This is a genomic window from Pseudobdellovibrionaceae bacterium (assembly GCA_019637875.1).
Taxonomy (GTDB): Bacteria; Bdellovibrionota; Bdellovibrionia; order Bdellovibrionales; family Bdellovibrionaceae; genus JAHBUW01.
The window spans coordinates 13,583-37,471 of sequence record JAHBUW010000015.1 but is presented as its reverse complement, the minus strand read 5'-3'; the positions used below and the strand labels follow the sequence as shown (position 1 = coordinate 37,471).

Below are 23,889 nucleotides of genomic sequence, written 5' to 3'. Positions count from 1 at the left end.
CCCTTTCAGAATAGCGGAGGAGCCCCAAAAACCGGTTGAACAATTCGACAGGTGTCTCGAAGTTCGACGCGATTTTCGGGGATTTTGTCCCCCCTTGAGACGATCTCTCATGCCCTCAAATTGAGCACTTCTGGAAAGCTCTTTCTGTCCCACAGCCCTGACCTCCCCCTGACTTGACCCCTCGTGTGCGCCTAGCTATCGAGCATGACGAGTCGCAATGCGGCCCCTAACCCACTCTCTGAGGAGACCCCATGCCCCAGTTCCTGCTGTCCCTGGCGATCGTGCTCGGCACCTTCACCGCTCACGCTCAAACCGAAGTTGCCCTTGATGACATGATGAGCCCGGCCGAAATCGGCGCCGAAGTTCAAGCGCAATACCCCGAGTTCTTCGCCGAGACTTTCGAGAACCTGACTTGGTTCGCAGCCGGCCCCCGCATCGAAATCAAAATCAACAAGGCGGCCGCGGCGCAAGTCATGTACGTCTACATCGATGGTCAACACACCTACACTTGGCCCGTGTCGACCGGTCGTGAGAAGTCCGAAAATCCCCCGAGCGGACGCAAGTACTTCTCGTCCACACCCACCGGCACTTGGACTCCCTACGGCATGACTTACCTGCACCGCTCGCGTCTGTGGGACGCGGACATGCCCCGCGCCATCTGGCTGACCGGCGGGATCGCGATCCACGCGGCGATGCCCAGCTACGAAAAAATGCTCGGTCGCCGCGCATCGGGTGGCTGCATCCGCTTGAGCATGCGTAACGCGGACCTGCTGTACTCGCTCGTCCAGCAGTACGGTCGCAAGAACACCCGCGTGACCGTCTACAATCGCTAATCTTTCATTCCTAAAGGATGAGATGACGAAGCCCCGGCCTTTGCCGGGGCTTTTCTTTTTTCGCCTCTCGTGAAACCATCGGTCCATCCCGATCAACGTTCGTCCTTACCGGACGGGCGTGTCTTAACTGGAGGAACTCGATGGATATGAATTTAGTGGCGACCTTCGCGCTCTTGGTGGGCTTGGAAGTCGTGCTCGGTATCGACAACATTCTGCTGATCTCGATTTTGTCGGATCGTCTGCCGCCCGAACAGCGCAAGAAAGCCCGCTACCTCGGGCTGGGCCTCGCTTTCGTCGCCCGCTGCATCCTGCTGCTCGGCGCCTCGTACGTCGTCCATCTCGAAGATCCCGTCTTCATGAACTTCGGCTGGAAACACCTGATCCTGATGGTGGGCGGAGCCTTCTTGCTTTTCAAAGCCGTCAAAGAAATCCACCACGTCGTCGAAAGCCTCCCCGAAACGATCGACCCGCAAAAGCCCGCGGTCTACGCGACGCTCGGAGCGGTACTGACCCAAATCATCATGCTCGACTTGGTCTTCTCGATCGATTCGGTCATCACGGCGGTGGGATTGACCGAAAACCTGATCGTCATTTACGCGGCGGTCATTGCTTCGTTCCTGGCGGTCCTGGCCTTCGCAGGGGCGATCGCGGATTTCGTGGGCCGTCACCCGACGCTCAAGATCTTGGCGCTCTCATTCCTGATCACGATTGGGGTGACGCTTGTCATCGAAGGTTTCGACGGTCACGTCCCGAAGGGTTACATCTACTTGCCGATGGGATTCGCGTTGATGGTTGAACTGCTGCAAATGCGCTTTCAATTCAACCAAACTCAGCGTAAACCGAAGGCGTGAGCTCCAAGGAACCCAAGGCCGTCAACCCGATCCTTGTCGACTTCGTCAGATCACTCCTCATGCCCATGCTCGTGGGCAAAACAATGATCTACTTTTTCGGCTTGCAGTACTCCCAATACCCCGGCGAAGGCTGGGGTTACGGCCTGGCGTTCTCGATCCTCTTCACCGTCGGCGGCCTGCTGCGCTTCATCTGGAAGTACCGGCACGTTCAGGATCCTTGAACCAATGGACCCCTAAAGTCCCTGGTGCAGGAGCGCCTCGTATTTGTCGAGCACCTGCTCACGCTCTTTTGACTTCACCTTCTGGAACGTCACGCGACACTCGCGCTTGTCCGACAGGCTGAACTGTCCCATGCCCGGGTTCACTTTGCGCAAGACCTCCGGACGCCATGGAAATTTTGAGCTTTGCCAATCGCTCGTCCCGATAAAGAAGTCAAAACGGTTCGAGCCCTTGATCGCGCCACCGCGATCCGTGACCACGACGTAACCATCATGCGTCCACCACTCCTTCGGTTTGAAAGGATGGGGCACCTGCGTTCCCTTCAACGCTTTGACGAAAAGGACATCGCCGGGCTTGTGATGGCGCAGATCCGCCGCGACCGAAATGAAAGGGATCAAACAGAGATTGCGGACGCCGTATCCGTACGAGCAACGCTTATGCGGAACGAGTTTCCACACCTGGCTGTTGCGACCCGAAACGTTAATGACCCGACGAACGCCGTTGTAGGTGATCGTAGCCTGTCCCTGAATTTTCGCGTCTTGAATGAAGCGCGGGCAAAGCTTGATCCCGAAACTGCGACCATTGTCGTCGTCGTGGATTGTTAACATTTGCTTGCGGGCGCAATTGGCGTAGGGCGTCCGGTCCGCGATGGGCTTAAAATAGAGGGTCGGTTTCAAGCAATCCGCGAGCGCCACCTGGCCCGAGAACAGCACAAGTCCCATCAGGGCCGCCCAACGACGGCCACGGCCTTTCGAATTTTCAAAAATTCGCATCCCAAATCTCCACGACTTTGTTCTCATCCACGACGCCTGAGCACAGTTCCAAAAGCGCGCCAGTTGGGCTTTGACATGCCGTCTCCTCCACGTTAGCCAAGTGACAAATTCTGGAGGACCGATGAAATTTTTCGCAACTCGCCTTGCCGCCTTGTCGCTCGTCTCTTTGACCGCCGTTTCGGCGTTCGCTCAAACCAACAAAGTCCAAAGAACCAAAGCACAGCGCGCCCCCGCGCAAACCGAAGCTCCGGCACCCCAAGCCCCGGCCGTCACTTCGCGCACGGCCGCACAGAACGATACTTTCGCTTGGATCAAAGCGCGTTCGACCGTCGGTGGATTCATCTCGTCGGCTTCGGACCTGTCGGTCGGTAGCGCGACCCTGACCGTTCCCCAAGGCAATCAGTCCTTCCGCGGCGGCGGAAACCTCTCGACCGGCACCGCCCTCGGCGTGACCGCGCAACTCGTGGAAATGAAAAGCTACAACTGGGGTTGGTTCGCGAACGCCTCAATCGAGCAATCGCGCGAGATCAGCTCGGTGAATCTGAACCTGGGCCAAGCACGCCTGCAAGGCACGCTGACCAACAAGCCCCGCTTCATGCCGATCCTGCTCGGCGGCGGCGCGGTTTACCGCTTCAACGAAGCAATCTACGTTTCGGGTGGCCTGAACTACACGATCTACAACGACTTCGGCGGCGGCGATTTGACCGGCGCTTCGATGACTCCGAAAATCGGTTACCAGTACGGCGCGGGCTTCAAGCCCTTCCCCCGCCTGGCGATCGAAGTCATGAACCGCGATATCCGTTACGACCTCTCGGGTTCGTTCAACGGCAATCGCCTGACTATGGATGATGTCCGCCTGACGGGCCTGAACATCATCGGCCGCTACGAGATTCAGTAATCCTTAAGAGGCATCCTCGTCGGCGGAGTCTTCGGCTTCGTCGGCCTTCTCTTCGGTCGCCGCGATCTGCGGCGCCGGAGCTTCATCCCGATTCAACGGAATCTTCTCGAGGACGTCGGCGGCCAGCTTCTGGTTGATCTCCATGCCGTCGACCTGGAATCCCACCTGCGATTGCTTCTTTTCCAGTTCCTCACGTGTCAGCGGCTTGCCGCGATCGAGCTTGGGTGGATTGAAGTGGAAGTTCTTCTCTTTGCTTTTCGCTTTTTCGGCGATCTCTTCGGGCAGCGCCTCGCCGCTCTTCAGCAGCTCGATGAACTTGTCCGACATATAGTGATCGATCTGCACGCGACGTTTGATCATGCGTGACGCCTGACCGATGTAGGTCGCGATGTCGTCCTGCGCCTCGGGGCCGAGGGCTTGGAGGATGTCGTACTCTTCGATCTTCAGTAGCAGCCGCAGCGCGGGCTCGAGGGACTCGGGTGTTACGACGTACACTTTCGACGCGCCGATCTCGTAGAAGAAGCGCTCTTGCAGATAGGGCAAAGAGTCCGTCGGTACGACCAGGAAACCATCGCGGCGAACGCCCTCTTGCTTCAGATACTTCTCGAGTCCTTCCGCTTGGCGTTTCAAATAATCGTAGAAGTTTTCGGGACGCTCGGGGTCCGCGGGCGCTTTCGCGTCGAGGACCACGTACTGACCCGCGACTTCGATCGCGAAGTCGGGCTTGCGCAAAAGCGGGAAGGTTTTTTTGTCGTGGTAAACGATCTCGAGGCGTTTACACAGATTCTTCAGCACTTCGATCATCGAGTTTTCGTGGTTGATCCAGTTCGCCTTGCGTTTTTCGAACGCCTCTTGGCGACGGCGTTCCTCGTTGGCGCGGATCTCGGCCTTTTCCCGATTGAGTTCGTCATGCGCGAGCGTCAACGTCGCGACGGCCTTCATTTGCTCTTCGTTCAGGCGACGATTGTCCGCCTCGAGGCCCGACACACGCGTATGCAGGTCTTTGATCGACTGCTCTTTTTGCTTGAGGTCGGTTTCTTTCTCCATCAAACGGCGATCGTACTCTTGCTTCGTCTGTTGCAGCGCCTGGTAGTTGTCGGACAACCGCGAATCGAGCAATTGCCGCTGACTGGATTCGCTTTGCAGCTTTTCGAGGTTCGCGCGGTGCTCGATCTCGAGCGCGCGCAGAGTCGATTCGGTTTCCGCGCGTGAGCTGTCGTGCAGTTTCAAACGCTCGAGCTCCAGCTCGACTTCACGCAAACGGGAGTTCTTCGAATTCGATTCGGTATCCAAACGACCGACCTGCTCTTTGAGTTCAAGACGTTGGGCTTCCAACATGCCGACCTGGGCCTGAAGTTGAGCGTTGGATTCCGTGAGTTTCTCTTTGTCGGATTGAAGCTGCGCCACCTGCTCGGCGAACTCCGCCAGACGCACCTGCATCCCTTGGTGATCGGCTTGCAGTCCCATCGCGCGGACCTGCACTTCGTTGAAGGATTTTTCGTCCTCGTCGAAACGGCGACGGTTGCGGGCGGCGTTCAGCGCGTAACCCATGACAAGGCCGACGAAAACGCAAAAGGCGGCGATCAAAGGAATGTTCTGGCCCATGGGTGATCTCCTCGTTGTTCTTTTCGGAGACAAGGGGCCAAGTCTGTAGACGTGCGGACTGACCGAACGTCTGGAAGTGGCTTCTCGTCCGTTGAAAAGCCCCGCGAGTTTCGCCGAGATCACGCGAAAAGTCCAGGGGCGCCGACGGAACGCCCGCACTCAGATCAGTTCAGATCAAGCCGCATCGGGAGTCTTTTTATCCTCGGGTTGAGGTGCCGGCTTCTTTTTCTGCTTCCCCCATTCCGGCAAGGGGCACATCTCGTCGGTCGTCTTCGCCGGCTGCGGGACCGCAACGCTCCAGTCGTCATTCCACAAACGGATGATTTCGCCGTAAAGTGCGACGTCTTCGGTAATGATCCCCAGCTCACGGGATTTTTGCAGGGAGTTCTTCGAGAAGTTCTGCGAGCCCAGATAGACGTAGCGCCCGTCCACCGCCATCATCTTCGCGTGACTGTAAGGCAATTTTTCCGAATGCGGCATCGGGACGTTGCGCACATCCACTTTCGCGGCCAAAAGTTTTTCGGCGAAATAGGCGTTGTGAATGGGCTTAGAGCTCGTCGTGCAAAGGGGCACGATCACGCGCACCTTCACACCACGCCCTTGGGCCGCGATAAGCTCGTCAAGAAAGGGCGTCATCCCCAGGTTTTCCACGACGATCTCGATCGAACGTTCGCTCGCGCGGACCAGGTCGATCAGCTTCGCCTCGCTGTTTCCCGGAGTCCAAATCAGATTGGCATCTTGAGGCTCGGGAACGTCCACGTTCTCGCCGCCCGCGAGCCTCCAATCCGCATCGAACATCCGCTCGATCTCGTCCCGGACGGACGCGTCCTCGAAGACCAGGCCGAAGCCGCGCGAGTCGCGGAAGGTCCACGTCAGATTCATCGTCGACACGATCACGCGCTTCCCGTCGACCAACATCGATTTCGCGTGGGTCATCGAGTACGCCGAACTTCCACCGCGGACCTCGATGCCCCCGGCTTCCATATTTTTCAGTTTCGACTGCATCGAAGCTTCCTTGAGCTTCACCGGATCCAGGAGGACCTGCACCTTCACCCCGCGGGCCGCGGCCTTCTTCATGACCGAGATCATGAAGTTGTCCGTCAGACGGTACATATAAAGTTTCACGCTGGTCTTCGCCTCGTTGATGAGTTCCGAGAACTCCTGGCGACCGGTCGGATTCGGAGTGGTGAAGAGCTTCGGCGCGGTATCCAGATCGAGTTTGCCGATCCACGCGGCCTTTTCCGCAGCGCCCGCCCACGACGTGTTAAAGCTCGCCCAGATGAAGAGACAAATCCCTAAGTACTTCATCACAATCCCCCTCAAGACATGTGTGAATTAGGGCTCCCAAACCGCTGCGGGACTGTCGATGAAAAAGCGGTTAACGCGCGGCAAATGCGGGCCGGGTGCGCGGAAGCGCCGCGTCCCCGTCGAAAAGCTGTTCGAGCAAAGTCTTGACGAGTTCTTATAAGACCGCTTTTTTGGCATCCCCGAAGCGGTTGAGCCGGGGCGAATCCACATCCAATACGCCGAGCAGCTCGTCGCCGCGGAACAGGGGCACGACGATCTCCGAGCGCCAGGCCGCATCGCAGGTGATATACCCCGGAAACTGATCGACGTCGGCGACGATCAAGGTTTCGCGCCGGGCCGCCGCCGTCCCGTCAATTCCTGGCGTCATGGGTCGGATTTGCATCGCGGTCGGTATGGGCCTAAATTGAAGCCTCAATTCCCCAAGGAGCCCCCATGGAAATCAATATTGGCATCAAAGAAAAAGACAGAAAAGTGATCGCGAAAGGTCTTTCGCACCTGCTGGCGGATACCTACACCCTTTATCTCAAGACCCATAACTTTCACTGGAACGTGGAAGGACCGATGTTCAACACGCTCCACCTGATGTTCGAAACCCAGTACACGGAACTCGCCTTGGCGGTGGACTTGATCGCCGAGCGCATCCGCGCCCTGGGCTTCCCGGCGCCCGGCACCTACAAAGAGTTCGCGGCCATGTCTTCGATCAAAGAAGAGACCGGCAAACTTTCGGCGGAAGAGATGATCCGCTCTCTCGTCGCGGGCCAAGAGTCCGTCGTGCGCACCGCCCGCGAAGTGTTCAAGGTCGTCGACAAGGCTTCGGATGAGCCCTCGGCGGACCTGCTGACGCAGCGGATGCAGCTCCACGAAAAGACCGCGTGGATGCTCCGCTCGCTCCTCCAATAAGCGTAAATTGAAGCCCAAGGAAAACCCTGTCTCAGCTTGAGACAGGGTCCATTTCCCGCGGGCAAAGCCCGGCCCGGCCCCGCTAAGATGGTCTCATGATGAATCGGATCATCTTGGGATTGGGTTTGGGGTTCATGATGTGGTTCAGTCTGTTCTTCATGACGAGCGTGGAATCACGCGAAGTGAAGATCAAACCTCGTCGGCCGGTCACGGCCGTTGAGGCTCCGCGACTCGCGCCCCCGACCGCACCTCTCGCGCGGCGGGGCATCGCCTCGATTCCCTCCGCCTCTGCCGCCCCCGTGACCGCTCCGCTCCCGCCCCCCGCCCTCGACAAGGCCGCGCGGCTTTCGCTCGCGGACCTGCGACGTCTGACGTTTGAAAAACATCAGGATCTGTTCGCGCGTCTGGTGGACCCGGCCTTCAAACCCTGGGCTTGGCTGGTCGACATGCAGCCGCAGCGGCGCGCGCAGATGCAGAATTTCCTGAACGCCCTTCAAGAGCGGGGTCGCGTCTGGAGCACCAAACAAGAAATGATCAGCGGCGACCGCACCTATGAGTTCGAGTCGGAATTCCGGATCATCGAAAACACGGCGGCGGACGGTCTGCGGGCGCGCGTGGATCTGCGCGTGCGCTTCGACGGCCAAGAGCTCACGCAAACCAGCTTCGAGGACGAGGCCCGCATTTCGGCGCGGGACGGCCGTCCCTACGCGATGTTCGACCTTTCCAATTGCCCCACCGACCTGGCCGAACACTTCGCCATCGTCCTGATGGCTTGGCCCGACGGCCAAACGGGCTCGGGGGACTTTCGCGCCCTGAGTTCCGCGGACGAACGCTGGCACCGCTCGCCCCGTAGCTCCTGGGTTGAACTCGCGAGCGATCAGGCCCAACGCCAAATCAACGACGGCGGACCGGAAGCCTTGCCCACCGCCCGTTCCGAGGCCTGCGCCTTCACCCCTTCCTGGCACTAGATTCGCACTTCCCCCGCCGAGCGAGGTGCTGGATGGACGAATGGTTGTTTGTCACGTTGTCGGGAATCCTAGTGTTTCTCCTGATCGCGCCTCCGGTGCTTGCGTAAATTGATTAAAAGAAGCCGGGAGCCCGAGGAGCAGTGACCACATTTGGCGTCACTGACTAACGACTGGTCGCCGGCGGAAAAAGGGAATGCGGATATGCCTCTTCAGAAGGTGTTATTCGGAATGTTGCAGAGTTTGGCTTTGGCGATGACCCTCGTCCTCTCGGCCCCCGCTTGGGCCGATGCGGACGGGCGTATCATCCAGGGTTCGGTCGAGGGCGATCCCCAGGCCGAAATGAAAGCCCCGTCCGTAACCGTCGAGAACGCCAAAGGCGGGATCAACAATCCTTTGATCATCACGGTCAACGGCTACCGTTTCGAAGTCCCGGCGATCGACACCATTCCCGACGATTTGCGCGGTCACTACGAGAAGTTGCCCGCGGATTACCAACAGATGTTCCACACGAACCGCGTGATCTTTTTGACCCGCGCGGCCCAGCTGCTGTCGACGTCGTTCATGGGCAATATGTTCGGCACCGGCGCGTTCGTGAAAGACCGCATCCGCTGGAGCTGGGATCACATGCGTGAATTCATGAGACCGCACCCGTCCGACGTCTTGAATCACCCCCTGCAGACCCTTCTGAACGAACGTAATCTGTCGCGCAGTCAGCGCGCGGAAATCGAAGCGGTGATGGAGCGCGAGGCACGTGAATTCGGCCTGACTCCGGAAGAAAGTCGGATCGTCCTCAAGACGATGCAAGAGCGCCGTCACGAAATCATCCAACGCATCATCTTGAACTTGGACCGCAACTTCTGGTCGCGTCCCGCGCTCGTCGCGAACTCGAACGAAGTCGGCGCGTTCGCGTCGATCGGCGTGACGGGTTTCCTGGGCGCGCAGTTCAAGGAAAAACGCAAAGGCTTCGGCGGCTCGTTCGATATCGGTATCTTCATCGGCTGGAACAAAACCGACTCTTCGGCGGTTCTGCAGATCTTCCGGATCACGGAATCCTTCCGCGGCACCATGACCGCGCTGACCGGAAACGCCGCCATCGTCCCCAAATGGGGACTGATGTTCGCCAATATGATGAAAGGCCGCGAGACCCTGCCCGAGCGTGGAGTCGTGCACTATCCGCCGACCCCTCCGGGAGTTTCGTCCTTCTTCATCACGTCACCGAACCGCTTCGCGGCCGGCATGAACCCGCCCATCGGTCTGATCCCCTGGCCCTTCGATGCGATGCTTTTGTACTCGATGGACTACGTGATGAAGCCGATGCTCCGGATCGCCTTCCGCTTCGAGGTCCTGAAAGAGTTCATCAAGGTCGAGACCGGCCCCAAAGGCGAGGGCCGCTCGGCCATCAAGACGAGCGTCGCGCGCAGCGTGCTGTGGGTCCAGTCCAAGACTTCGGGCCGTCGGGCCTGCCTGGGCGCTCACGGCGGCTGATTCTTGAGGCTTCGTATGGGAAGGTCTTGGCGAATGCCGGGACCCTAGGGCAAACTGGATGCTAGCCCATGACGAAGATCACCTGCGACCTCAAGGTCATGATCTGGAACCTCGAGAACTTGTTCTTGCTTTCGGATCAGACACTGACCTCCGAGCATCTGAAATTGGACGAGATCCAATGGCAGAAATTGTCGACGTCGATCTATCCCAACAAGTCCCTGGCGAAAACCAAAGCGCTCGCCGAGATCATCACGAGCGAAAACCCGGACCTCATCCTGCTTTGCGAGGTCGGCGGGCTGGAAAGCCTGACGAACTTCAATCGTTTGTTTTTGGGCGGACGTTATTCTCCCGTTTTGGTCGAGGGCAACTCCGACCGCAATATCGACATCGGCTTTTTACTTCGTCGCGATATCGGTTTCTATTTCGACGTCTTCAGTAACCGGAACCGCAGCATCAACTACCTGTATCCGCACGAACGCCAATCTCTGGATCAGCCCGTCACCGGCGGTCACCGTTTTTCGCGGGACGCGGCCGAGCTGCATCTGTTCCTCAACAATCACGAACACCCCTTTTTCGTTTTCGTGATGACGCATTTGAAGTCGCAACTGGATCGCGACCGCATCGATCCGCTGGGGTTCGAACGTCGCCAAGCCGAATTCAAAACCTTGATGGAGGTCTACACGGGACTGCGCGAACGCTGGCAGCGCAGCGTGCCGATCTGTGTCGCGGGCGATTTCAATGGCAACGCCAGTCACCATGGACGCGATGCCGAGTTCTCGACGCTGGCCGAGCATCCGGACTTTCTGGACGTTTGCGAGCTCGGCAACGTCAGTGCGGATGACGCGAAAACCTATTTCCAGATTCACCGCACGCGCACCGAGGGCAAACAGCTCGACTACGCGTTTCTTTCCCCCGAGGCGCAGCCCTATCTCAAACGGGATTCCGTGCGTGTTTACCGCTATTTGGATCCCATGGGTTTCCCGCTGGATCGCCCCACGACGCTTGACGCCAAGGCGCAGCTGCCCTCGGATCACTATCCTTTGGTTTTCGAACTGAAATCTATCCCTTTGCGTTAAGTCTAAAATCGAATTCCGGATCGGATTGCTGACTTGACCGGCCCGCGCGTGCTTCTCTAGCCTTGATTTCCGAAACCGGAAATCAGCCTCATGGCGGAGAGAAATTATGGCGGTGCAAAAACAGCTCAGCCCCCGTTTTGATGTCAACGTGACGGTCTCGTACGTCGACAAAGAGTCGCGTCCCGAGTCGGGCTATTACTTCTTCGCGTACCGCGTGCGGATCACCAACAAAGGTTCGGTCCCCGCGCAGCTGATGAGCCGTCACTGGATCATCACCGATGCCCTTGGCCAAGTCGAAGAAGTCCGCGGCGCGGGCGTCATCGGCGTTCAGCCCCGCATCCCGCCCGGACAACATTTCGAGTATGAAAGCGCCTGTCCGTTGAACTCGCCTTCGGGTTCCATGCGCGGCACTTACCAGATGGCGACCGAAGAGGGCGACAACTTCGATATCGAGATCCCCGAGTTCTATCTCGTCTCGCCCTGCGCGCTTCACTAAAGCGTCGTCGGCATAAAAAAAGGAGCCCTGACCGGCTCCTCTTTCATTTCCACAATCTTTTTTTTCGAATCTTACTGACGCAGAAACGGCGTCGTCAGCGCTTTCCCGTTCATCGTGAAACCGTCCAGGGTCAATTGATCCCCGTCGAGCGAGAACGGGGTGCGGTCGATCGCGAGCGGGAACTGTTTCACGGTACTCGCGAGGCCCGCGACGTAGATCTTCACTTCCTCGGTCACGCCGCCGATGGTTTCCGAATACGTGACGTCCACGCAGTTGAGTCCCATCAGACTTTTCGCGACACCAAGTTGCCAGTCGTTCCGACCGCAGACGTTTCCTTTATTGTATTGCGAAACGAGCGTCGCGTTCCCGTGGGACAACAAAAGCGAGTCCATCGAGCCCTCGAGCAGATCGCCCGGAAGGGCCTCGATGTTTCCCGCAAAGGACAGGGACATCGAATGCGTTCCGCAGGCTTCGTCGGCGAAGGTCGCCGTCTCGAGCGCGAACTGACCGTCGCTTTGGATTTTCAGTTTCAGGCGCGTGGAGTATTTCGTGCCGTCTTTCGCCGTCTGTTTCTCGCAGGCCTGCGCCCAGTCACCGACGATGGCTTTCGCCTCGCCCTCGAACTTTTCCACGGCGGGGGCGGGCCGATCGACATTGGCGTTGTTACCGCAGTTTTGAAATCCGACCAGGACCGTGACCGAAACCAGCGCGTAAATCCAAGCTTGATGTTTCATGTGACCCCCTGGCGCGTCCCGCCCGTTCCTCCTTAGAGCAAGAGCGCGGCCAAGCTTCGAGCCTCGCCCTGGGCAGAGTTGGGGTCAGAGCCGGTGGCGAAATCCTGCACGTTTTGAAATGCGAATCGCGATAAACGGCGAAAGTCTTTGGGCTTCGGGCGCCCAGAGCAACCCGGGCCCCGTCGAAGTGTTTGACGTGTCATTCCGGCGCGACTTCAGATTCGCGTCAGCTTCGTGCGAGCGTCAGACCTTGCATCCGGCTGACGAGGGGCCGTAGCAGCGTCACCATACGCGCCAGCTCCATGGGGGAGGTCCCCGCCTTGCCCGCAGCGACCTGTCCCGGGAGCGGCGGTAAATGCACGAACAAACACGGCGTACGGCCCGCGAGTTCATTCAAGGCCAAGTAATAGGTCGAATTGCAGACGAAGGCGCCCGCCGAATTCGAGATTTCGTAAGACTGCGGATCCGCAAGCTGCGTCCACCATTCGCGCAAAGGCAGCGTCGTCGCGAGGGCGAGCGCGCCGGATTTCACGATGGGGGTTTCCAAGTTGAGTTCGCCCGCCTCATCGGCGGCCGAGGCATCCATCAAATTCAAGGCGACACGCTCTAACTTCAATCGCGTCGCGGTCGCGGCCTGGCCTAAAAGCAAGATCGCGTCCGCGGGCTCGCGGCGCAGCTCTTCACGCAGCACTTCGAAAGCGCGCCGGTACTCGACCGGCAAGGTCAACGTGCGCACGCCGAACTCTTGCGCGAGCGGTCCAAGCACGAGCTCGCTCGGATTTTCCGATTCGCCCAGGAAAGGTTTGAAGCCCGTGACCAGAAGCCCCGCCATCAGGGACTCCGCATGAAGCGGCGCCAGCCGTCGGTATCGCTCAGACGCTGGTAAACGTAACGTTCGTGCATCCGCCCCGCCCGCGCGATCCAGAACTCGAACTCCAAAGGAATCACGCGGTAACCACCCCAATGCGGCGGGCACGGGACCTCGCCCCCGGCGAACTTCGCCTCGAAACTCTCAAAGCGATCTTCAAGCCATTTGTGATTGGGGATTTCGCGGCTCTGCTCGGAACTCCAGGCGCCCAGCTGCGAGATGCGCGGACGCGTGCGGAAGTAGGCCTCGGATTCCTCACGCGAGGTTTTCTCGACACGGCCTTCGATACGCACCTGGCGCTCGAGCAAGTTCCAGTGGAACAGCAGTCCCGCACGGCCACGGGACATCTCGTTCGCCTTGTCGCTGTCGTAGTTGGTGAAGAAACGAAAGCCCTTCGAGTTTTCGCCATCCGAGTAGCCCTTAAAAAACACCGTGCGCGCACGGGGCTGGCCCATCGCCGAAACCGTCGCGAGGGTCATCGCGTTCGGTTCCTTCATACCGGCGTCTTCGGCCGCTTTGAGCTCTTGCAGAAACAAATCGAAGGGGTCTTGATCGAAAGGGAAGATATCCGGGGTGAGCTGACTCATGCTCCGGTTATGCGCCCGGGCGTCCCCGCGCGCAAATAAAAAACCCGGCACAGTGATTCTTGCGCCGGGTTCTCAAAATCCAAATCGTTAGATTCGTGATTATTTTTTAACGGGAACGATATCGAGCAGCTCGACGTCGAACACGAGGACCGAGTTCGCCGGGATACCGGGACGGTCGTTCGGTCCGTAACCCAACTCGGGGGGAATGAACAGACGTGCCTTGGTGCCGACTTTCATGCTGGTCAAAGCTTCGGTCCAACCTTTGATGACTTGGTTCACGGGGAACTCAGCGGGTTGACCACGGTCATACGAGCTGTCGAAGACTTTACCGTCGATCAACGCGCCTTTGTAGTGCGCCTTCACGGTGTCTTTTTCAGTGGGGACTTTGCCTTTACCTTCTTCGGTGATCTGGATTTGCAGACCGCTCGAAGTGGTTTTCACGCCCGCCGCCGCTTTATTGGTCTCGAGGAACGCTTTGCCTTTTTCCGCGTTCTCGGTCGCCGCCGCCGCTTGCTTCGTGTTGATGGTCTCCTGCAGCTTCATCAGAGCCTGCTGGATTTCTTCGGGCTTCAGACGCGAAGGCTTGTTCTCAAGAACGTCTTTGATCGAAATCGACAAAGCATCTTTGTCCAATTCCAGATTCTGGTTCTTCAGGTTCGATCCGATCTGTTGACCAATCGCGTAGCTCGCCCGGGACATATCGTTATCGAGTTTGGGTTTCTTCTCGCAGCCCATTTGAAGGGCAAACAAAGCCATAGGCGCGATCAAGAGCAATTTTCTCATGGTGGTGACTCCTTGTCGAATGACCACTTCATTCCAAAACAAAAGCTCATAAAAAGAAAGGCTTAGCGCCACTGGTCATACTTCAGTCGAGGCGCTATGCTGAACCTTCATGAATTTGGGCCTGCTCCTGATCGCGCTCTTCAGCCTGTCCAGTTCGCCCCTTTGGGTGCGAATGGCCGGCGCATCCATCGCCGTGATTTGTCTCTGGCGCTTACTGGGTGCGGCCTTCTGCATGAGCGTGCCGACCCTTTGGCGTGGTGAATCCCTGCGGTTCAGTTCCAAAAGCGAAAGCCGAAACACCCTCGCGGCGGGCGTCTTCTTTGCGGCCCACCTCTGGACCTACGTCCATAGTGCCCAAACCACGAGCGTTGCCCACGTCGTGATGATTTTTAGCGCGGCCCCCGTTTTCACCGCGATCGGGGCGAGTGTTTGGTACCGAGAAAAATTCCCCAAGCATCTGTTCTTCGTCTACGGACTGGCCGCAATGGGAATCTATCTGCTGATGACCGATCCCACGCGGGCCGCGACCGCCCGTTCCCAGGCGACAAGTTTAGCGGGCGACTTTTCCGCCCTGATCTCGGCCATCTTGCACGCCGCCTACGTCCTGGCCAGTCGGCAAGCGCGCCTGACCTCGTCCAATCTGCGTTTTTCGTTTTGGCTTTACGCCATCTCGGGCGCGCTCTTCCTCGGTCTCGCGCTTTGCGAAAGCGCGCCCCTCGTTCCGGGGCATGGCCTTTTCTATTTCGCGATCGGTGGCCTGATTTTGTTCCCGAGCCTGATGGGCCACACGCTCTTCACCTACCTGTTGAAATACGTGAACGTGAACGTCTTGAGCTGCTCGAAGCTTCTGGAACCCGCCTTCGCGGTCGGGATGGCCTACGTGTTTTTCGACGAATTGATCGGCCCCAAAACCGCCTTCGCCTTTTTGCTGATGATCGCCGCGGTCCTTATTTTGTTTCGTCCTTGGCGAGCCCTCCGTCGGAGCGCGTGACCGCCGCGCCCCCGCCCCGGAAATAAAAAACCGCGGGTTCGCCGCGGTTTTCTGGAAACGTAAATCTGTCGAAGCCTCAAACTAAGAGCGATTCGCTTTGTCTTTTTCCGCCGTCGTCTGTTCCGACGCGTTCTGACCGGGAAGCGCATTTTGATTTTGGTTGTGCGGCACCTGCGCCTGGCGTTCCGGAGGACGTTCGTCGTTTCCGTTCAGTCCCTCTTTGAAACCACGGATGCTGTCGCCCAACGCTTTACCCAATCCCGGGAGCTTTTTGCCACCGAAGAGGACGATGACGATGACTAACACGATGAGGAGTTCCTGCATTCCAAATCCCATGGGATATCCTTCTTGCGGTTGCTTCCGGCCGAGTGTACCTATCTTATTGAGGTTTAAGAGTTTTGACCCGTTCTGGCAAGGACATTCCAAGGAGTCGCCTCCATGAGACATTCCATTCTGAGACCCTTTTTGCTCGCCACGCCCCTGCTCGTTCTGGGCTTTTTTGCGGGCGCCGAAAGTTATCGCCAGCCGACGAAGCCCGCCCCCGCCCAAAGCCCCTCACCGGCGACGAAATCACCCGACAAACCGAAGTCACAGTACAACACGAACGTGTTTGAAAAAGACGACGAGAACATCCGTTTCTCCGACACCGTGAAACTCGTGCGTGAACTCGACGGCAACACCGAAGTGCTGTTCATGCAAAGGGGCGGAATCTACCAAGCGCCCAGCGATCAAACCGCACTCGCGCGTCTGATCGAAAGTCAGCGCGGCAAAACTTCGGTCAACGTCATCGTCAACGAAGCCAGCCAGAAAATCATGAGCGTACTTCCCGGCCGCGCGCAGGGAACCGGTCAGTAGCCCCGCGGAATTCGGATGTCGCTTTCTCCCTCTCGCGTATTTCGTTCTTGGATCACCCGCTGGGCCCTGATCGCCCTCGCCCTTGGTCTGTTTCTGATGTTGTGTCGGATCACCGCGTTTTTTTATTACGGCGGCGGCGTTGGCGGCGGCTTTCAATACGTGCGCGACAATCCCGGCGACCTGGGACGCGCCTTTTTGATGGGTTTGCGTTTCGACTTAGTCGCCCTTTGTTACGCGCTGGTGCTGCCGGTCTTGAGTTATCTGTTGTGGCTTTGTTTTCCGAGCCGATTCTCCGCGCGCGTCTTGACCTGGTTCGAACGCGCTTACTTCGTGTTCATCGTTTCGGTTGTCTGCGCGATCACGCTTGTGGATCTGGGCTACTACTCTTACTTTCAGGATCACTTGAACGTCTTGGTCTTCGGTTTTTTCGAAGACGATACGATGGCCTTGATTCGTACCTTCCGCAAAAACTATCCCTTCTTCACGATTTTGACCGCAAGCTTCATCTTCGTACTCGCGCTCGCCTCGGGCTCGGTGCGGATTTTTCGGGTGCGCAACTACCTCGACAAGGGACCGCTTCCGCAGCGGCACTTTAGTTTCAAAGTTTTGTTGGCCTACGTTCTGATCATCCCGCTGATCGGCGTGGGCGCGCGCGGTTCGCTGGGACTTTTCCCGCTGCACGAAATCGACGCGGCCGTTTCCCCCGATCCTTTCTTGAACTACCTGGCCTATTCGGGGATCCACGGTCTGCACCGTGCGGTCAAAGTTCGCCAAGAGCACAACGCCGTCTGGAATACGAACGGCCTTTACTACGGTTACGGCCGCTGGCAAGACGCCGCCGCGGATCTTTACGACATTCCCGTCGAGAAACTGCCCAACGATCCGATCCAACTGCTGGCGCAACAAACGCCGAAGAACGAATGGGCCGAAAAAACTCGCCCCCACGTCGTCGTCATCATGATGGAAAGCTGGGGCGGCTACTGGCTGACCTGGCAGTCCCCCGAGTTCAACGTCCTGGGGGAACTCGAAGCCCAGTTCAAAGCCGACAACGTCCTCATGAACTTCGTCCCGTCGATGACGGCCACGATCGGAAGTTTGTCCGCGCTGATGGTCAGCGCCCCCCACCGCCCGGAAGGCAACTTCCTGACCGAAAGCCGCTACATGCAGGTGCCCTTCCGTTTCGCGCCGGCCAAACACTTCAAACAGGCGGGCTATAAGACACGTTTCATCTACGGCGGCGGCATCGGCTGGCGCACGGTGGACCGCTTCGCGAAGATCCAAAGCTTCGACACCATCGAGGGCGACTTCGCGATCGAATCGCGTTACGGCAAAATCGAGAAACACGATTGGGGTATCTACGACGAGGACGTCTTCCGTTACATCGAAGACACGTTGAAAGAAGCGACCGAGCCGCAGTTCATCTTCGTCATGACGACGACGAACCATCCGCCCTACCAAGTGCCGAAGAACTACCAGGCCTTGCCCTTGACCATTCCGCCGGCCCTCGCTTCGCAGCTCGTTTCGGACGCGCAACTTTCGGCCGAGCGCTTCCGTGTCTATCAGTACTCGAACCGGATGCTCGGGCAAATGATCGAACGCGTGCGCAACTCGCCTTTAGGGGAACGCACCATCATCGCGGCGACGGGCGACCACGGTTTTCTGCTGAAAACCTTCAGCGAAGCCGAGCTTCTGCAGAAATGGCAAACGCCGCTGTACCTTTACGTCCCCAAAGAGGGCTTCCGCAAAATTCCCAGCGAAACCTTCGGTTCACACACCGACATCTTCCCGACCCTTTACGATTTCGCGCTTTCGGAGTTCAAGCATTACTCCTGGGGCACGAGCCTGCTGAATCCGCAAGCCGCGCACTACGCCTTTCACTATTCACGTCTGGGCTTCAACGACGCGGGCGCGATCATCGCCGACCGCGGCGGCACGCAGTACCTGATGTGGGACCCGAAGTACTCGTCACTGAAGCGCACCGAGACGCCTTCGGACGAACTGAAACTTCTGGATCAGCGCTACCGCGCGATGATGGGGCTGACCGACTATTTCTTCGAGTTCGAACTCGAAGCCTCAAAAGCCGCGGACTAGATCCGTTTTTCGGGAGGCTCGTCCTCGGGATGCGGTTGATCGCGCAACGTCTGTAGCAGCTCCGTATTCTGCGTCGTCGGAATCACGCGCAGGCCCGCGCGGATGGTCGCGCGCCCCAGAAGGTGTGCCGCCACGGGCGAGGTCACCAGCACCATCACGAAACCGAGAAACAGCGGCAGCCGCACACCCGCCGAAGCCGAGTGCAGCATCGCGCCCGCGACCGCCAGCATGAGCGCGAGCGTCGGCGCCTTCGCGCCCGCCGCCATGCGGGTCAGAGTATCGGGCAGCTTGAATATCCCCACCGCGGCCAAGAACACGAAGAACGTCCCCAGCAAAACGAAGCTCCAGCCGATCAGGTCCAACCACTCAGACACGGGGCGCCTCCCGGGGATCGTCGACCGACTCGTTGTTCTCGAGACCCTGCAGACGTCCCGTGCGGTCGATCAATGCGGCCAAGGCCAGCGTGCCCAGGAATGTCATGAACGCGAAGGTCAAAAAGATTTCGAAAGCGTAGGCGACCCGTTCACTCAGGCCGATGACGATCATCATCAAAAGCAGCGCGCTCGCGATCATGTCGAGGGCCACCGCGCGGTCGGCCAGCTCCGGCCCGCGCATCAGACGCGCGAAGGCCACGACCACGGCCGCGAACAAAATCACCAGACATAAAACCGGCATGATCATTCGACCTCCCCGCAAATTTTCATGAGTGGACGCTCGAAGGTCCGCTTGATGTCCTGAATCACGAGATCGGGGTCCGGCGCGTGCATCACGTGCATCAGCAGATAATCGTGATCCGGAGAAAACTCCAGGCTCAACGTCCCCGGCGTCAGCGTGATCATCTGCGCGAGGGTCACGAGACCGTTTTCGCTTTTCAGATCCAGCGGCAACTGCACGAACGCCGGACACAGGCGTTCGTTGGGCTTCACGATCCACAGAGCGACTTGCAGACTGGCGCGCACCATTTCGTAGGCGAAAACGAAAGTGAGTTTCACCAAACACCACCAGCGGCTCACGGGGTCCTCCGGGGATTCAGGACTTTTTGGATGTAGGCCTCGCCTTGCATGAGGTCTTTGCCGGTTCGGTGCGCGAACTCCATGGCGGGGCCCACGCCGAAGCCCATCGCGAATGTCCATGCGGCGAACAGCGCGATCGCGCCGCCCATCCATCCTTTTTCCGCGAGCGTGAGCGGACGGTGGATGCGGTTCGTGGGCGCCGGATCGGGATGCTCTTTCCAGAAAGCCTCAAGCCAGATCTTGATCATCGAGTAGAGCGTGAAAAGCCCCACGAACAGCGCGACGCCCAGGCTTAGGAAATCACGCGCGTCGAGCGCCGATTGCAAAACCGCGAGCTTCGCGAAAAATCCCGATAGCGGCGGGACGCCCGCCAGTGATAACGCGGGGATCAAGAAGCCGAGCGCCAACCACTTCGAAATCTTCAACGTCTCGCCGATGCGGGCGAGTTGCGTCGTCCCCCAAATGCGATCCAGCACGCCCGCCACCAAAAAGAGATTCGCCTTCACCACGATGTGGTGGATCAGGTAGAAGACCGTTCCCGCAAGCGCGAGTTCGGTCATGTAGCCGAGCCCCAGCGTGATGTAACCGATCTGACTGATGATGTGGAACGAAAGGATGCGCCGGATCTCCTGCTGACTGGCGGCGCCGAGAACGCCGAACAGCATCGTGAGCAGGCTCAAGACCACGAGCGTTTGCAAATACAGCGGTGGCAGCGCGGGACCGACCACGGAGTTCAAACGCAACAGCGAGTAGACCCCCACCTTCGTGAGGAGCGCCGCGAAGAGCGACGTCGTCGCGATCGGCGAGCACGGATAAGACGCCGGCAACCAGAAGTAGACCGGGAACATCCCCGCCTTGATCGCGAACGCCAGGAAAAGCGAATAGAAACCGGCGCTGGTCGAAAGCGACCAGGTCGACGACCGGAACAACCGACCGACATCCGCCATGTTCAGCGTGCCGAGGCCGTTGTAGATGAACGCCAGCCCCGCCAGGAAGAGCAGCGACGCGAGCAGATTCAACAGCACGTACTTGACCGTACCGTCGTACTGATCGGGACGTTTTTCGCGGATCATCAGCACGAACGAGCTGATGAGCATCACTTCGAAGAACACGAAGAGGTTGAAGAAATCCCCGGTGATGAACGCGCCCGTCACGCCCGCGAGCAAGAGCTGGTACAGCGGATGGAAGTCCCGCCCCTGCGTCAAACGCTGCTCCGGGCTTTGCACGTAGAGGTTCACCACGACGCCGACAAAACCCGTGATCAGCACCAGCACGGCCGCGAGCCGGTCGATGACCAAACTGATACCGAAGGGCGCGGGCCAGGCCCCCATCTGCTCGACCAGAAATTCACCGTCGTCGACGCGTAAGAAAATCGTGATCGCCGCGGCCAAAGCCAGGAGCGATCCCAGAAGACTCGTCGCCCGTTGAAGAAGCGGCCACCGCCCCAGCGCGAGGGTCAGTACCGCCGTCACGAAGGGGATCATCAGAATCATGGAAGGGGTCAGCATCACTCGTCACCCCCGATTTCCGAATCCGGTCGCGCCGCCATCAAGGCCGCCGCTCCCCGCATGAGCACGATCAAAAAAATCTGCGCGGCGAAGCCGATCACGATGGCGGTCAGCACGAGCGCTTGCGGCAGTGGATCGGCCGATCCCGTGGCGAGTGTCGTCTCGCCGGCGGCGATCAGGGGCGCGTTCGTCGCGACCAACCCTCCGCTCGAAAAGACCGTCAAGTTCACCGCGTGTCCCAAAAGCGTGAACCCCACGACGATTTTGACGAAGTTTTTGCGCATCATCAGCCACAGCCCCGCGGCGAACAAAAAGCCCACGGTCAGGGCGAAGACGAACTGGAGTGGCGTCCCCGCGATGTTCATTCGATGCCCCCGTCGCTCATGAGATTGGTGATGATCAAACTGACCATGCCGAGAACGATCGCGTACACGCCCAAATCAAAGAGCGCCGTCGAGCCCAGTTTCTCGATGACGGGGACCTCGACCCAAAGCGACTTCAAGAAGTTCGAGCCCGCCCACCAGCCCAGTGCGCCCGCGCCGTAAGCGCAGGCCAGACCGAATGTCAGATAGGTCACCGGATGAAAGTAAAGACGGCGACGCAGTTCATGCACGCCGAAACTGAAGCCGATCACACCGAAGGCGGCCGCGGCGACGAGCCCCCCGATGAAGCCCCCGCCTTCCGCGTTGTGCCCCCGCCAGTACAAAATAAAACTGAAAACCAAGAGCGGCCAGAAGATCAGCTTCGCGACTTTCGCGAGAATCAGGGACGTTCTCATTCGCTCCCCTTTTCACCGTCGGGTTGAGTCGGGCGACGCAGCAAAACCCCAACCCCGAGCGCGGCGATGACGAGCACCGTGATTTCGCCCATCGTATCGAGTCCGCGGAAGTCGACCAAAATCACGTTCACGACGTTGCGGCCATTGGCCTCAAGCCAGCTCTGCGCGCCGAAATACTCGGAAAGGCCCGAGGCGTTGCCTTTGATCTGCCCGATCCACACGCCCAAGAAGACCATGAAGCCCGCGCCCACGGACAGCATCGTTTGGAAACGACGGAACCCGCTCGTGGTCATGCGACGGAACGGCGGCATCGACGGCAGAATCAAAACGAGGATCAAAAGCCCGATGCACTCGACGGCGAACTGGGTGAGCGCCAGATCCGGCGCGCCGAAGAAAACGAAAAACACGACGACCGCGAAGCCCACGCCGCTCATGCCGAGCACCGAGGTCAACGCGTAGCGGGTCGTCAGCGAAAGGCCCGCCATCCCCATCATCAAAAAGCAAAGCAGGATGCCCCAGATTTGCTGGATGTCGTAGATTGGCGGGTGCGTCGCTTCCGTGGTCAGAAGCTCCAGACTGAGCGCCGGGGCCGTCCAGTACGCAAGGTAGCCCGCCCCGATGATCGCGAAGACGTTGACGATCAGGTAAAACTGCAGCGATCCGTTCTGCAAAAGCCGGGTGAGCGTCGCGCCCGCGCGCAAAGTTCCGCGCAAAACGACTTCGTAGGCGTAATCGCCGTCGAAGTACGCGCGGCTACCGAAAGTCTCGATGATCGGATGAAAGCGGTAAACGAGCGCGCCCGCGATCCACGTGAAAATGCCAAGGCCGAGCGCCCAGTTCAATCCGTGCCACAATGACAATGCGGATTCAGTGGTCGGCGAACCGATCGCCGAGAGCGTTGGGTCGATCAACGCCGCGCCCGCGGCCGCCACGAATATTCCCGCCGCGAGCCCCACGATCGTCAAAACGAGCGGCGCGGCGGTGATTCCCCACGCCGAGCCCGCGACGATTTCACGCGGTTCGATGTTCGCGGCGGGGCGCCCCCAGAACGGCGCGTGCGCCAAGCGCAGCGCGGTCGCGATCGTGAAGACCGAACCCCAAAAAACGAACACCATGATCAGGTAGTCGCCGGTCAACGCGAACTCGATGGCCAGTTCCTTCGCGACGAACCCGATTCCCGGCGGCAGCCCCGCCATCGAACCCGCGGCGAGCGCCATCGCGAGCGTCAGTCCCGGAATCTTCCAGCCCAGACCGGTGAGTTCGCGCAGATCGCGGGTCCCGACTTTTTTCTCGATCACGCCGGTCAGCAGAAACATCGGCGCCTTGTAGAGAGCGTGCGCGAGCAGGAACACGAGCCCCGCCGTCAGCGCGCCCGGTGTCCCGACGCCCAGACACAAAACCAGAAGCCCCAGACCACTGATCGTCGTATTGGCCAGAAGCGATTTCAAATCGGTCTTATGCAGCGCCACCCACGCGCCCCACACGAAGGTGATGCCGCCCGAGCCGATGAGCACCCATGGCCACCACTCGAGCGAACCGAACAAGGGATAGAAGCGGTAAAGCAGATAGATCCCGAGCTTCACCATCGTCGCGGAATGCAGATAAGCACTCACGGGCGCGGGCGCCGCCATGGCGTTGGGGAGCCAAAAGTGAAACGGAAACTGCGCGGACTTCGTCAAGGCTCCCAGCGCGAACAGCGCGAACACGGCGGGCAGCCATGGATGATCGCGCAGACTCGCCGCTTCACCCAGCAGGCGTGAAATCTCGAAATGCCCCGCCATCTGGCCAAGCATCAACGCCCCCGCCAGCAGACACAAGCCCCCCGCCCCCGTCACGATGAGCGCCATCTGCGCCGCGTGCCGTGCGGTGACCCGCTCGCGCTCCAGACCGATCAGGAAGAACGAAGCCAGGCTCGTCATCTCCCAGAACATAAAAAGGAGCAGCAGGTTGTCCGAGGTGACCGCGCCCACCATGGCCAGCGTGAAGAGCAACATGGGGCCGCGGTAGCGCCGCCACATCTCGAACTTCCCTTGGAAGTAGACGGCGGCGAAACTTTGAATCACGAAACCCACGCCCAAAATCAAAAGCAAAAAAAGCTGGCTCAACCCGTCGATACGAAATGACAGGTTCAAGCCGATGGACGGCGCCCAGGGAAGGCTGGAGTAAAAAAGCCCGTCGGGAGCGCCCTGCACCAGCCACGCGAAAAACGCGGCGAGCGCCAGCGGCACCGCCGCCAAGAGCGGCGCGACCACACCGAGCTTTCGATTGT

Annotated in this window: 28 protein-coding genes; 12 read left to right on the top strand and 16 right to left on the bottom strand. The window is 59.1% G+C overall.

Annotated features, from left to right (window positions below; all coding sequences use genetic code 11):
- The first annotated feature begins 251 nt into the window (after window positions 1-251).
- The 3 genes from KF767_16565 to KF767_16555 all read left to right on the top strand — a co-directional run bounded on the left by KF767_16565 (window position 252) and on the right by KF767_16555 (window position 1,905).
- Entirely contained in the window at window positions 252-833 is a 582-nt protein-coding gene (locus KF767_16565) for a L,D-transpeptidase (protein ID MBX3019502.1), read from the top strand.
- Window positions 834-973: 140 nt separating this feature from the next.
- Window positions 974-1,684, top strand: coding sequence for a TerC family protein (locus KF767_16560; GenBank protein ID MBX3019501.1), 711 nt, complete (start codon window positions 974-976; stop codon window positions 1,682-1,684).
- Window positions 1,681-1,905, top strand: a complete 225-nt coding sequence (locus KF767_16555) for a hypothetical protein (protein MBX3019500.1) — start codon at window positions 1,681-1,683, stop codon at window positions 1,903-1,905. Before KF767_16560 ends, KF767_16555 begins: the two co-directional genes overlap by 4 nt.
- 12 nt (window positions 1,906-1,917) lie before the next feature.
- Here the strand turns inward: KF767_16555 and KF767_16550 are convergent, their stop codons facing one another.
- Window positions 1,918-2,676: a hypothetical protein gene (locus tag KF767_16550; protein MBX3019499.1), complete on the bottom strand. Its 759-nt coding sequence runs from the start codon at window positions 2,674-2,676 to the stop codon at window positions 1,918-1,920.
- 121 nt (window positions 2,677-2,797) lie between these two features.
- Here KF767_16550 and KF767_16545 point away from each other — a divergent pair, with 121 nt between their 5' ends.
- Entirely contained in the window at window positions 2,798-3,574 is a 777-nt protein-coding gene (locus KF767_16545) for a hypothetical protein (GenBank protein ID MBX3019498.1), read from the top strand.
- 3 nt (window positions 3,575-3,577) lie between these two features.
- Here KF767_16545 and KF767_16540 read toward each other — a convergent pair whose 3' ends face one another.
- From KF767_16540 to KF767_16530, 3 genes are all read right to left on the bottom strand, one after another.
- Window positions 3,578-5,179: a hypothetical protein gene (locus tag KF767_16540; protein MBX3019497.1), complete on the bottom strand. Its 1,602-nt coding sequence runs from the start codon at window positions 5,177-5,179 to the stop codon at window positions 3,578-3,580.
- A 174-nt stretch (window positions 5,180-5,353) separates the two neighbouring features.
- Complete coding sequence (locus KF767_16535; protein ID MBX3019496.1) at window positions 5,354-6,487, bottom strand: phosphatidylserine/phosphatidylglycerophosphate/cardiolipin synthase family protein; 1,134 nt, start codon at window positions 6,485-6,487, stop codon at window positions 5,354-5,356.
- Window positions 6,488-6,641: 154 nt separating this feature from the next.
- Window positions 6,642-6,869 (bottom strand): GAF domain-containing protein, encoded by a 228-nt coding sequence (locus KF767_16530; GenBank protein MBX3019495.1) that lies wholly within the window; start codon window positions 6,867-6,869, stop codon window positions 6,642-6,644.
- 50 nt (window positions 6,870-6,919) lie between these two features.
- On the opposite strand from KF767_16530, the gene KF767_16525 reads away from it, so the two are divergent.
- The 5 genes from KF767_16525 (at window position 6,920) to apaG (ending at window position 11,412) form a co-directional block, all read left to right on the top strand.
- On the top strand, window positions 6,920-7,387 hold the full coding sequence (locus KF767_16525) for a DNA starvation/stationary phase protection protein (protein MBX3019494.1): 468 nt from the start codon (window positions 6,920-6,922) through the stop codon (window positions 7,385-7,387).
- Between the two features lie 95 nt (window positions 7,388-7,482).
- Window positions 7,483-8,355, top strand: a complete 873-nt coding sequence (locus tag KF767_16520) for a hypothetical protein (protein ID MBX3019493.1) — start codon at window positions 7,483-7,485, stop codon at window positions 8,353-8,355.
- 228 nt (window positions 8,356-8,583) lie between these two features.
- Window positions 8,584-9,840 (top strand): hypothetical protein, encoded by a 1,257-nt coding sequence (locus KF767_16515; GenBank protein MBX3019492.1) that lies wholly within the window; start codon window positions 8,584-8,586, stop codon window positions 9,838-9,840.
- A 68-nt stretch (window positions 9,841-9,908) separates the two neighbouring features.
- Entirely contained in the window at window positions 9,909-10,916 is a 1,008-nt protein-coding gene (locus tag KF767_16510; protein ID MBX3019491.1) for an endonuclease/exonuclease/phosphatase family protein, read from the top strand.
- Window positions 10,917-11,022: 106 nt separating this feature from the next.
- Window positions 11,023-11,412, top strand: a complete 390-nt coding sequence (gene apaG, locus KF767_16505; GenBank protein ID MBX3019490.1) for a Co2+/Mg2+ efflux protein ApaG — start codon at window positions 11,023-11,025, stop codon at window positions 11,410-11,412.
- Between the two features lie 71 nt (window positions 11,413-11,483).
- On the opposite strand, the gene KF767_16500 is transcribed toward apaG, so the two are convergent.
- The 4 genes from KF767_16500 to KF767_16485 form a co-directional block, all read right to left on the bottom strand.
- Window positions 11,484-12,146, bottom strand: coding sequence for a hypothetical protein (locus KF767_16500; GenBank protein MBX3019489.1), 663 nt, complete (start codon window positions 12,144-12,146; stop codon window positions 11,484-11,486).
- 226 nt (window positions 12,147-12,372) lie between these two features.
- Entirely contained in the window at window positions 12,373-12,978 is a 606-nt protein-coding gene (locus tag KF767_16495) for a pyroglutamyl-peptidase I (protein MBX3019488.1), read from the bottom strand.
- Window positions 12,978-13,601, bottom strand: coding sequence for a pyridoxamine 5'-phosphate oxidase (gene pdxH / locus KF767_16490; protein ID MBX3019487.1), 624 nt, complete (start codon window positions 13,599-13,601; stop codon window positions 12,978-12,980). The genes KF767_16495 and pdxH overlap by 1 nt, the downstream gene beginning before the upstream one ends.
- A gap of 99 nt (window positions 13,602-13,700) precedes the next feature.
- Window positions 13,701-14,384: an FKBP-type peptidyl-prolyl cis-trans isomerase gene (locus KF767_16485; GenBank protein MBX3019486.1), complete on the bottom strand. Its 684-nt coding sequence runs from the start codon at window positions 14,382-14,384 to the stop codon at window positions 13,701-13,703.
- Between the two features lie 109 nt (window positions 14,385-14,493).
- On the opposite strand from KF767_16485, the gene KF767_16480 reads away from it, so the two are divergent.
- Complete coding sequence (locus tag KF767_16480) at window positions 14,494-15,375, top strand: DMT family transporter (GenBank protein MBX3019485.1); 882 nt, start codon at window positions 14,494-14,496, stop codon at window positions 15,373-15,375.
- 81 nt (window positions 15,376-15,456) lie between these two features.
- Here KF767_16480 and tatA read toward each other — a convergent pair whose 3' ends face one another.
- Window positions 15,457-15,711: a twin-arginine translocase TatA/TatE family subunit gene (gene tatA / locus KF767_16475; GenBank protein ID MBX3019484.1), complete on the bottom strand. Its 255-nt coding sequence runs from the start codon at window positions 15,709-15,711 to the stop codon at window positions 15,457-15,459.
- A 102-nt stretch (window positions 15,712-15,813) separates the two neighbouring features.
- Between tatA and KF767_16470 the strand changes: the two genes are divergently transcribed.
- On the top strand, window positions 15,814-16,230 hold the full coding sequence (locus tag KF767_16470) for a hypothetical protein (GenBank protein MBX3019483.1): 417 nt from the start codon (window positions 15,814-15,816) through the stop codon (window positions 16,228-16,230).
- Between the two features lie 15 nt (window positions 16,231-16,245).
- Window positions 16,246-18,321, top strand: coding sequence for a sulfatase-like hydrolase/transferase (locus tag KF767_16465; GenBank protein MBX3019482.1), 2,076 nt, complete (start codon window positions 16,246-16,248; stop codon window positions 18,319-18,321).
- Here KF767_16465 and mnhG read toward each other — a convergent pair.
- From mnhG to KF767_16430, 7 genes are read right to left on the bottom strand one after another with little or no spacing between them, the layout of a single operon-like run.
- On the bottom strand, window positions 18,318-18,695 hold the full coding sequence (gene mnhG, locus KF767_16460) for a monovalent cation/H(+) antiporter subunit G (protein ID MBX3019481.1): 378 nt from the start codon (window positions 18,693-18,695) through the stop codon (window positions 18,318-18,320). The two genes, KF767_16465 and mnhG, sit on opposite strands and share 4 nt — an antisense overlap.
- On the bottom strand, window positions 18,688-19,002 hold the full coding sequence (locus KF767_16455; protein ID MBX3019480.1) for a hypothetical protein: 315 nt from the start codon (window positions 19,000-19,002) through the stop codon (window positions 18,688-18,690). The genes mnhG and KF767_16455 overlap by 8 nt, the downstream gene beginning before the upstream one ends.
- On the bottom strand, window positions 18,999-19,334 hold the full coding sequence (locus KF767_16450) for a Na+/H+ antiporter subunit E (protein ID MBX3019479.1): 336 nt from the start codon (window positions 19,332-19,334) through the stop codon (window positions 18,999-19,001). The genes KF767_16455 and KF767_16450 overlap by 4 nt, the downstream gene beginning before the upstream one ends.
- Complete coding sequence (locus tag KF767_16445; GenBank protein ID MBX3019478.1) at window positions 19,331-20,845, bottom strand: NADH-quinone oxidoreductase subunit E/F; 1,515 nt, start codon at window positions 20,843-20,845, stop codon at window positions 19,331-19,333. The genes KF767_16450 and KF767_16445 overlap by 4 nt, the downstream gene beginning before the upstream one ends.
- A complete protein-coding gene (locus KF767_16440; GenBank protein MBX3019477.1) occupies window positions 20,842-21,207 on the bottom strand; it encodes an NADH-quinone oxidoreductase subunit K in 366 nt (121 codons plus the stop codon). The genes KF767_16445 and KF767_16440 overlap by 4 nt, the downstream gene beginning before the upstream one ends.
- Window positions 21,204-21,620 (bottom strand): hypothetical protein, encoded by a 417-nt coding sequence (locus tag KF767_16435; GenBank protein ID MBX3019476.1) that lies wholly within the window; start codon window positions 21,618-21,620, stop codon window positions 21,204-21,206. The genes KF767_16440 and KF767_16435 overlap by 4 nt, the downstream gene beginning before the upstream one ends.
- Entirely contained in the window at window positions 21,617-23,872 is a 2,256-nt protein-coding gene (locus KF767_16430) for a DUF4040 domain-containing protein (protein ID MBX3019475.1), read from the bottom strand. Before KF767_16430 ends, KF767_16435 begins: the two co-directional genes overlap by 4 nt.
- Between the last annotated feature and the right edge of the window lie 17 nt (window positions 23,873-23,889).

What these genes read in the sequence shown, in the direction of transcription:
- KF767_16565 (MBX3019502.1), top strand. Translation starts at nt 252, where the DNA reads ATGCCCCAGTTCCTGCTGTCCCTGGCGATCGTGCTCGGCACCTTCACC.
- KF767_16560 (MBX3019501.1), top strand. Translation starts at nt 974, where the DNA reads ATGGATATGAATTTAGTGGCGACCTTCGCGCTCTTGGTGGGCTTGGAA.
- KF767_16550 (MBX3019499.1), bottom strand. Translation starts at nt 2,676, where the DNA reads ATGCGAATTTTTGAAAATTCGAAAGGCCGTGGCCGTCGTTGGGCGGCC.
- KF767_16545 (MBX3019498.1), top strand. Translation starts at nt 2,798, where the DNA reads ATGAAATTTTTCGCAACTCGCCTTGCCGCCTTGTCGCTCGTCTCTTTG.
- KF767_16540 (MBX3019497.1), bottom strand. Translation starts at nt 5,179, where the DNA reads ATGGGCCAGAACATTCCTTTGATCGCCGCCTTTTGCGTTTTCGTCGGC.
- KF767_16535 (MBX3019496.1), bottom strand. Translation starts at nt 6,487, where the DNA reads ATGAAGTACTTAGGGATTTGTCTCTTCATCTGGGCGAGCTTTAACACG.
- KF767_16530 (MBX3019495.1), bottom strand. Translation starts at nt 6,869, where the DNA reads ATGCAAATCCGACCCATGACGCCAGGAATTGACGGGACGGCGGCGGCC.
- KF767_16525 (MBX3019494.1), top strand. Translation starts at nt 6,920, where the DNA reads ATGGAAATCAATATTGGCATCAAAGAAAAAGACAGAAAAGTGATCGCG.
- KF767_16520 (MBX3019493.1), top strand. Translation starts at nt 7,483, where the DNA reads ATGATGAATCGGATCATCTTGGGATTGGGTTTGGGGTTCATGATGTGG.
- KF767_16515 (MBX3019492.1), top strand. Translation starts at nt 8,584, where the DNA reads ATGTTGCAGAGTTTGGCTTTGGCGATGACCCTCGTCCTCTCGGCCCCC.
- KF767_16510 (MBX3019491.1), top strand. Translation starts at nt 9,909, where the DNA reads ATGACGAAGATCACCTGCGACCTCAAGGTCATGATCTGGAACCTCGAG.
- apaG (MBX3019490.1), top strand. Translation starts at nt 11,023, where the DNA reads ATGGCGGTGCAAAAACAGCTCAGCCCCCGTTTTGATGTCAACGTGACG.
- KF767_16500 (MBX3019489.1), bottom strand. Translation starts at nt 12,146, where the DNA reads ATGAAACATCAAGCTTGGATTTACGCGCTGGTTTCGGTCACGGTCCTG.
- KF767_16495 (MBX3019488.1), bottom strand. Translation starts at nt 12,978, where the DNA reads ATGGCGGGGCTTCTGGTCACGGGCTTCAAACCTTTCCTGGGCGAATCG.
- pdxH (MBX3019487.1), bottom strand. Translation starts at nt 13,601, where the DNA reads ATGAGTCAGCTCACCCCGGATATCTTCCCTTTCGATCAAGACCCCTTC.
- KF767_16485 (MBX3019486.1), bottom strand. Translation starts at nt 14,384, where the DNA reads ATGAGAAAATTGCTCTTGATCGCGCCTATGGCTTTGTTTGCCCTTCAA.
- KF767_16480 (MBX3019485.1), top strand. Translation starts at nt 14,494, where the DNA reads ATGAATTTGGGCCTGCTCCTGATCGCGCTCTTCAGCCTGTCCAGTTCG.
- tatA (MBX3019484.1), bottom strand. Translation starts at nt 15,711, where the DNA reads ATGGGATTTGGAATGCAGGAACTCCTCATCGTGTTAGTCATCGTCATC.
- KF767_16470 (MBX3019483.1), top strand. Translation starts at nt 15,814, where the DNA reads ATGAGACATTCCATTCTGAGACCCTTTTTGCTCGCCACGCCCCTGCTC.
- KF767_16465 (MBX3019482.1), top strand. Translation starts at nt 16,246, where the DNA reads ATGTCGCTTTCTCCCTCTCGCGTATTTCGTTCTTGGATCACCCGCTGG.
- KF767_16455 (MBX3019480.1), bottom strand. Translation starts at nt 19,002, where the DNA reads ATGATCATGCCGGTTTTATGTCTGGTGATTTTGTTCGCGGCCGTGGTC.
- KF767_16440 (MBX3019477.1), bottom strand. Translation starts at nt 21,207, where the DNA reads ATGAACATCGCGGGGACGCCACTCCAGTTCGTCTTCGCCCTGACCGTG.
- KF767_16435 (MBX3019476.1), bottom strand. Translation starts at nt 21,620, where the DNA reads ATGAGAACGTCCCTGATTCTCGCGAAAGTCGCGAAGCTGATCTTCTGG.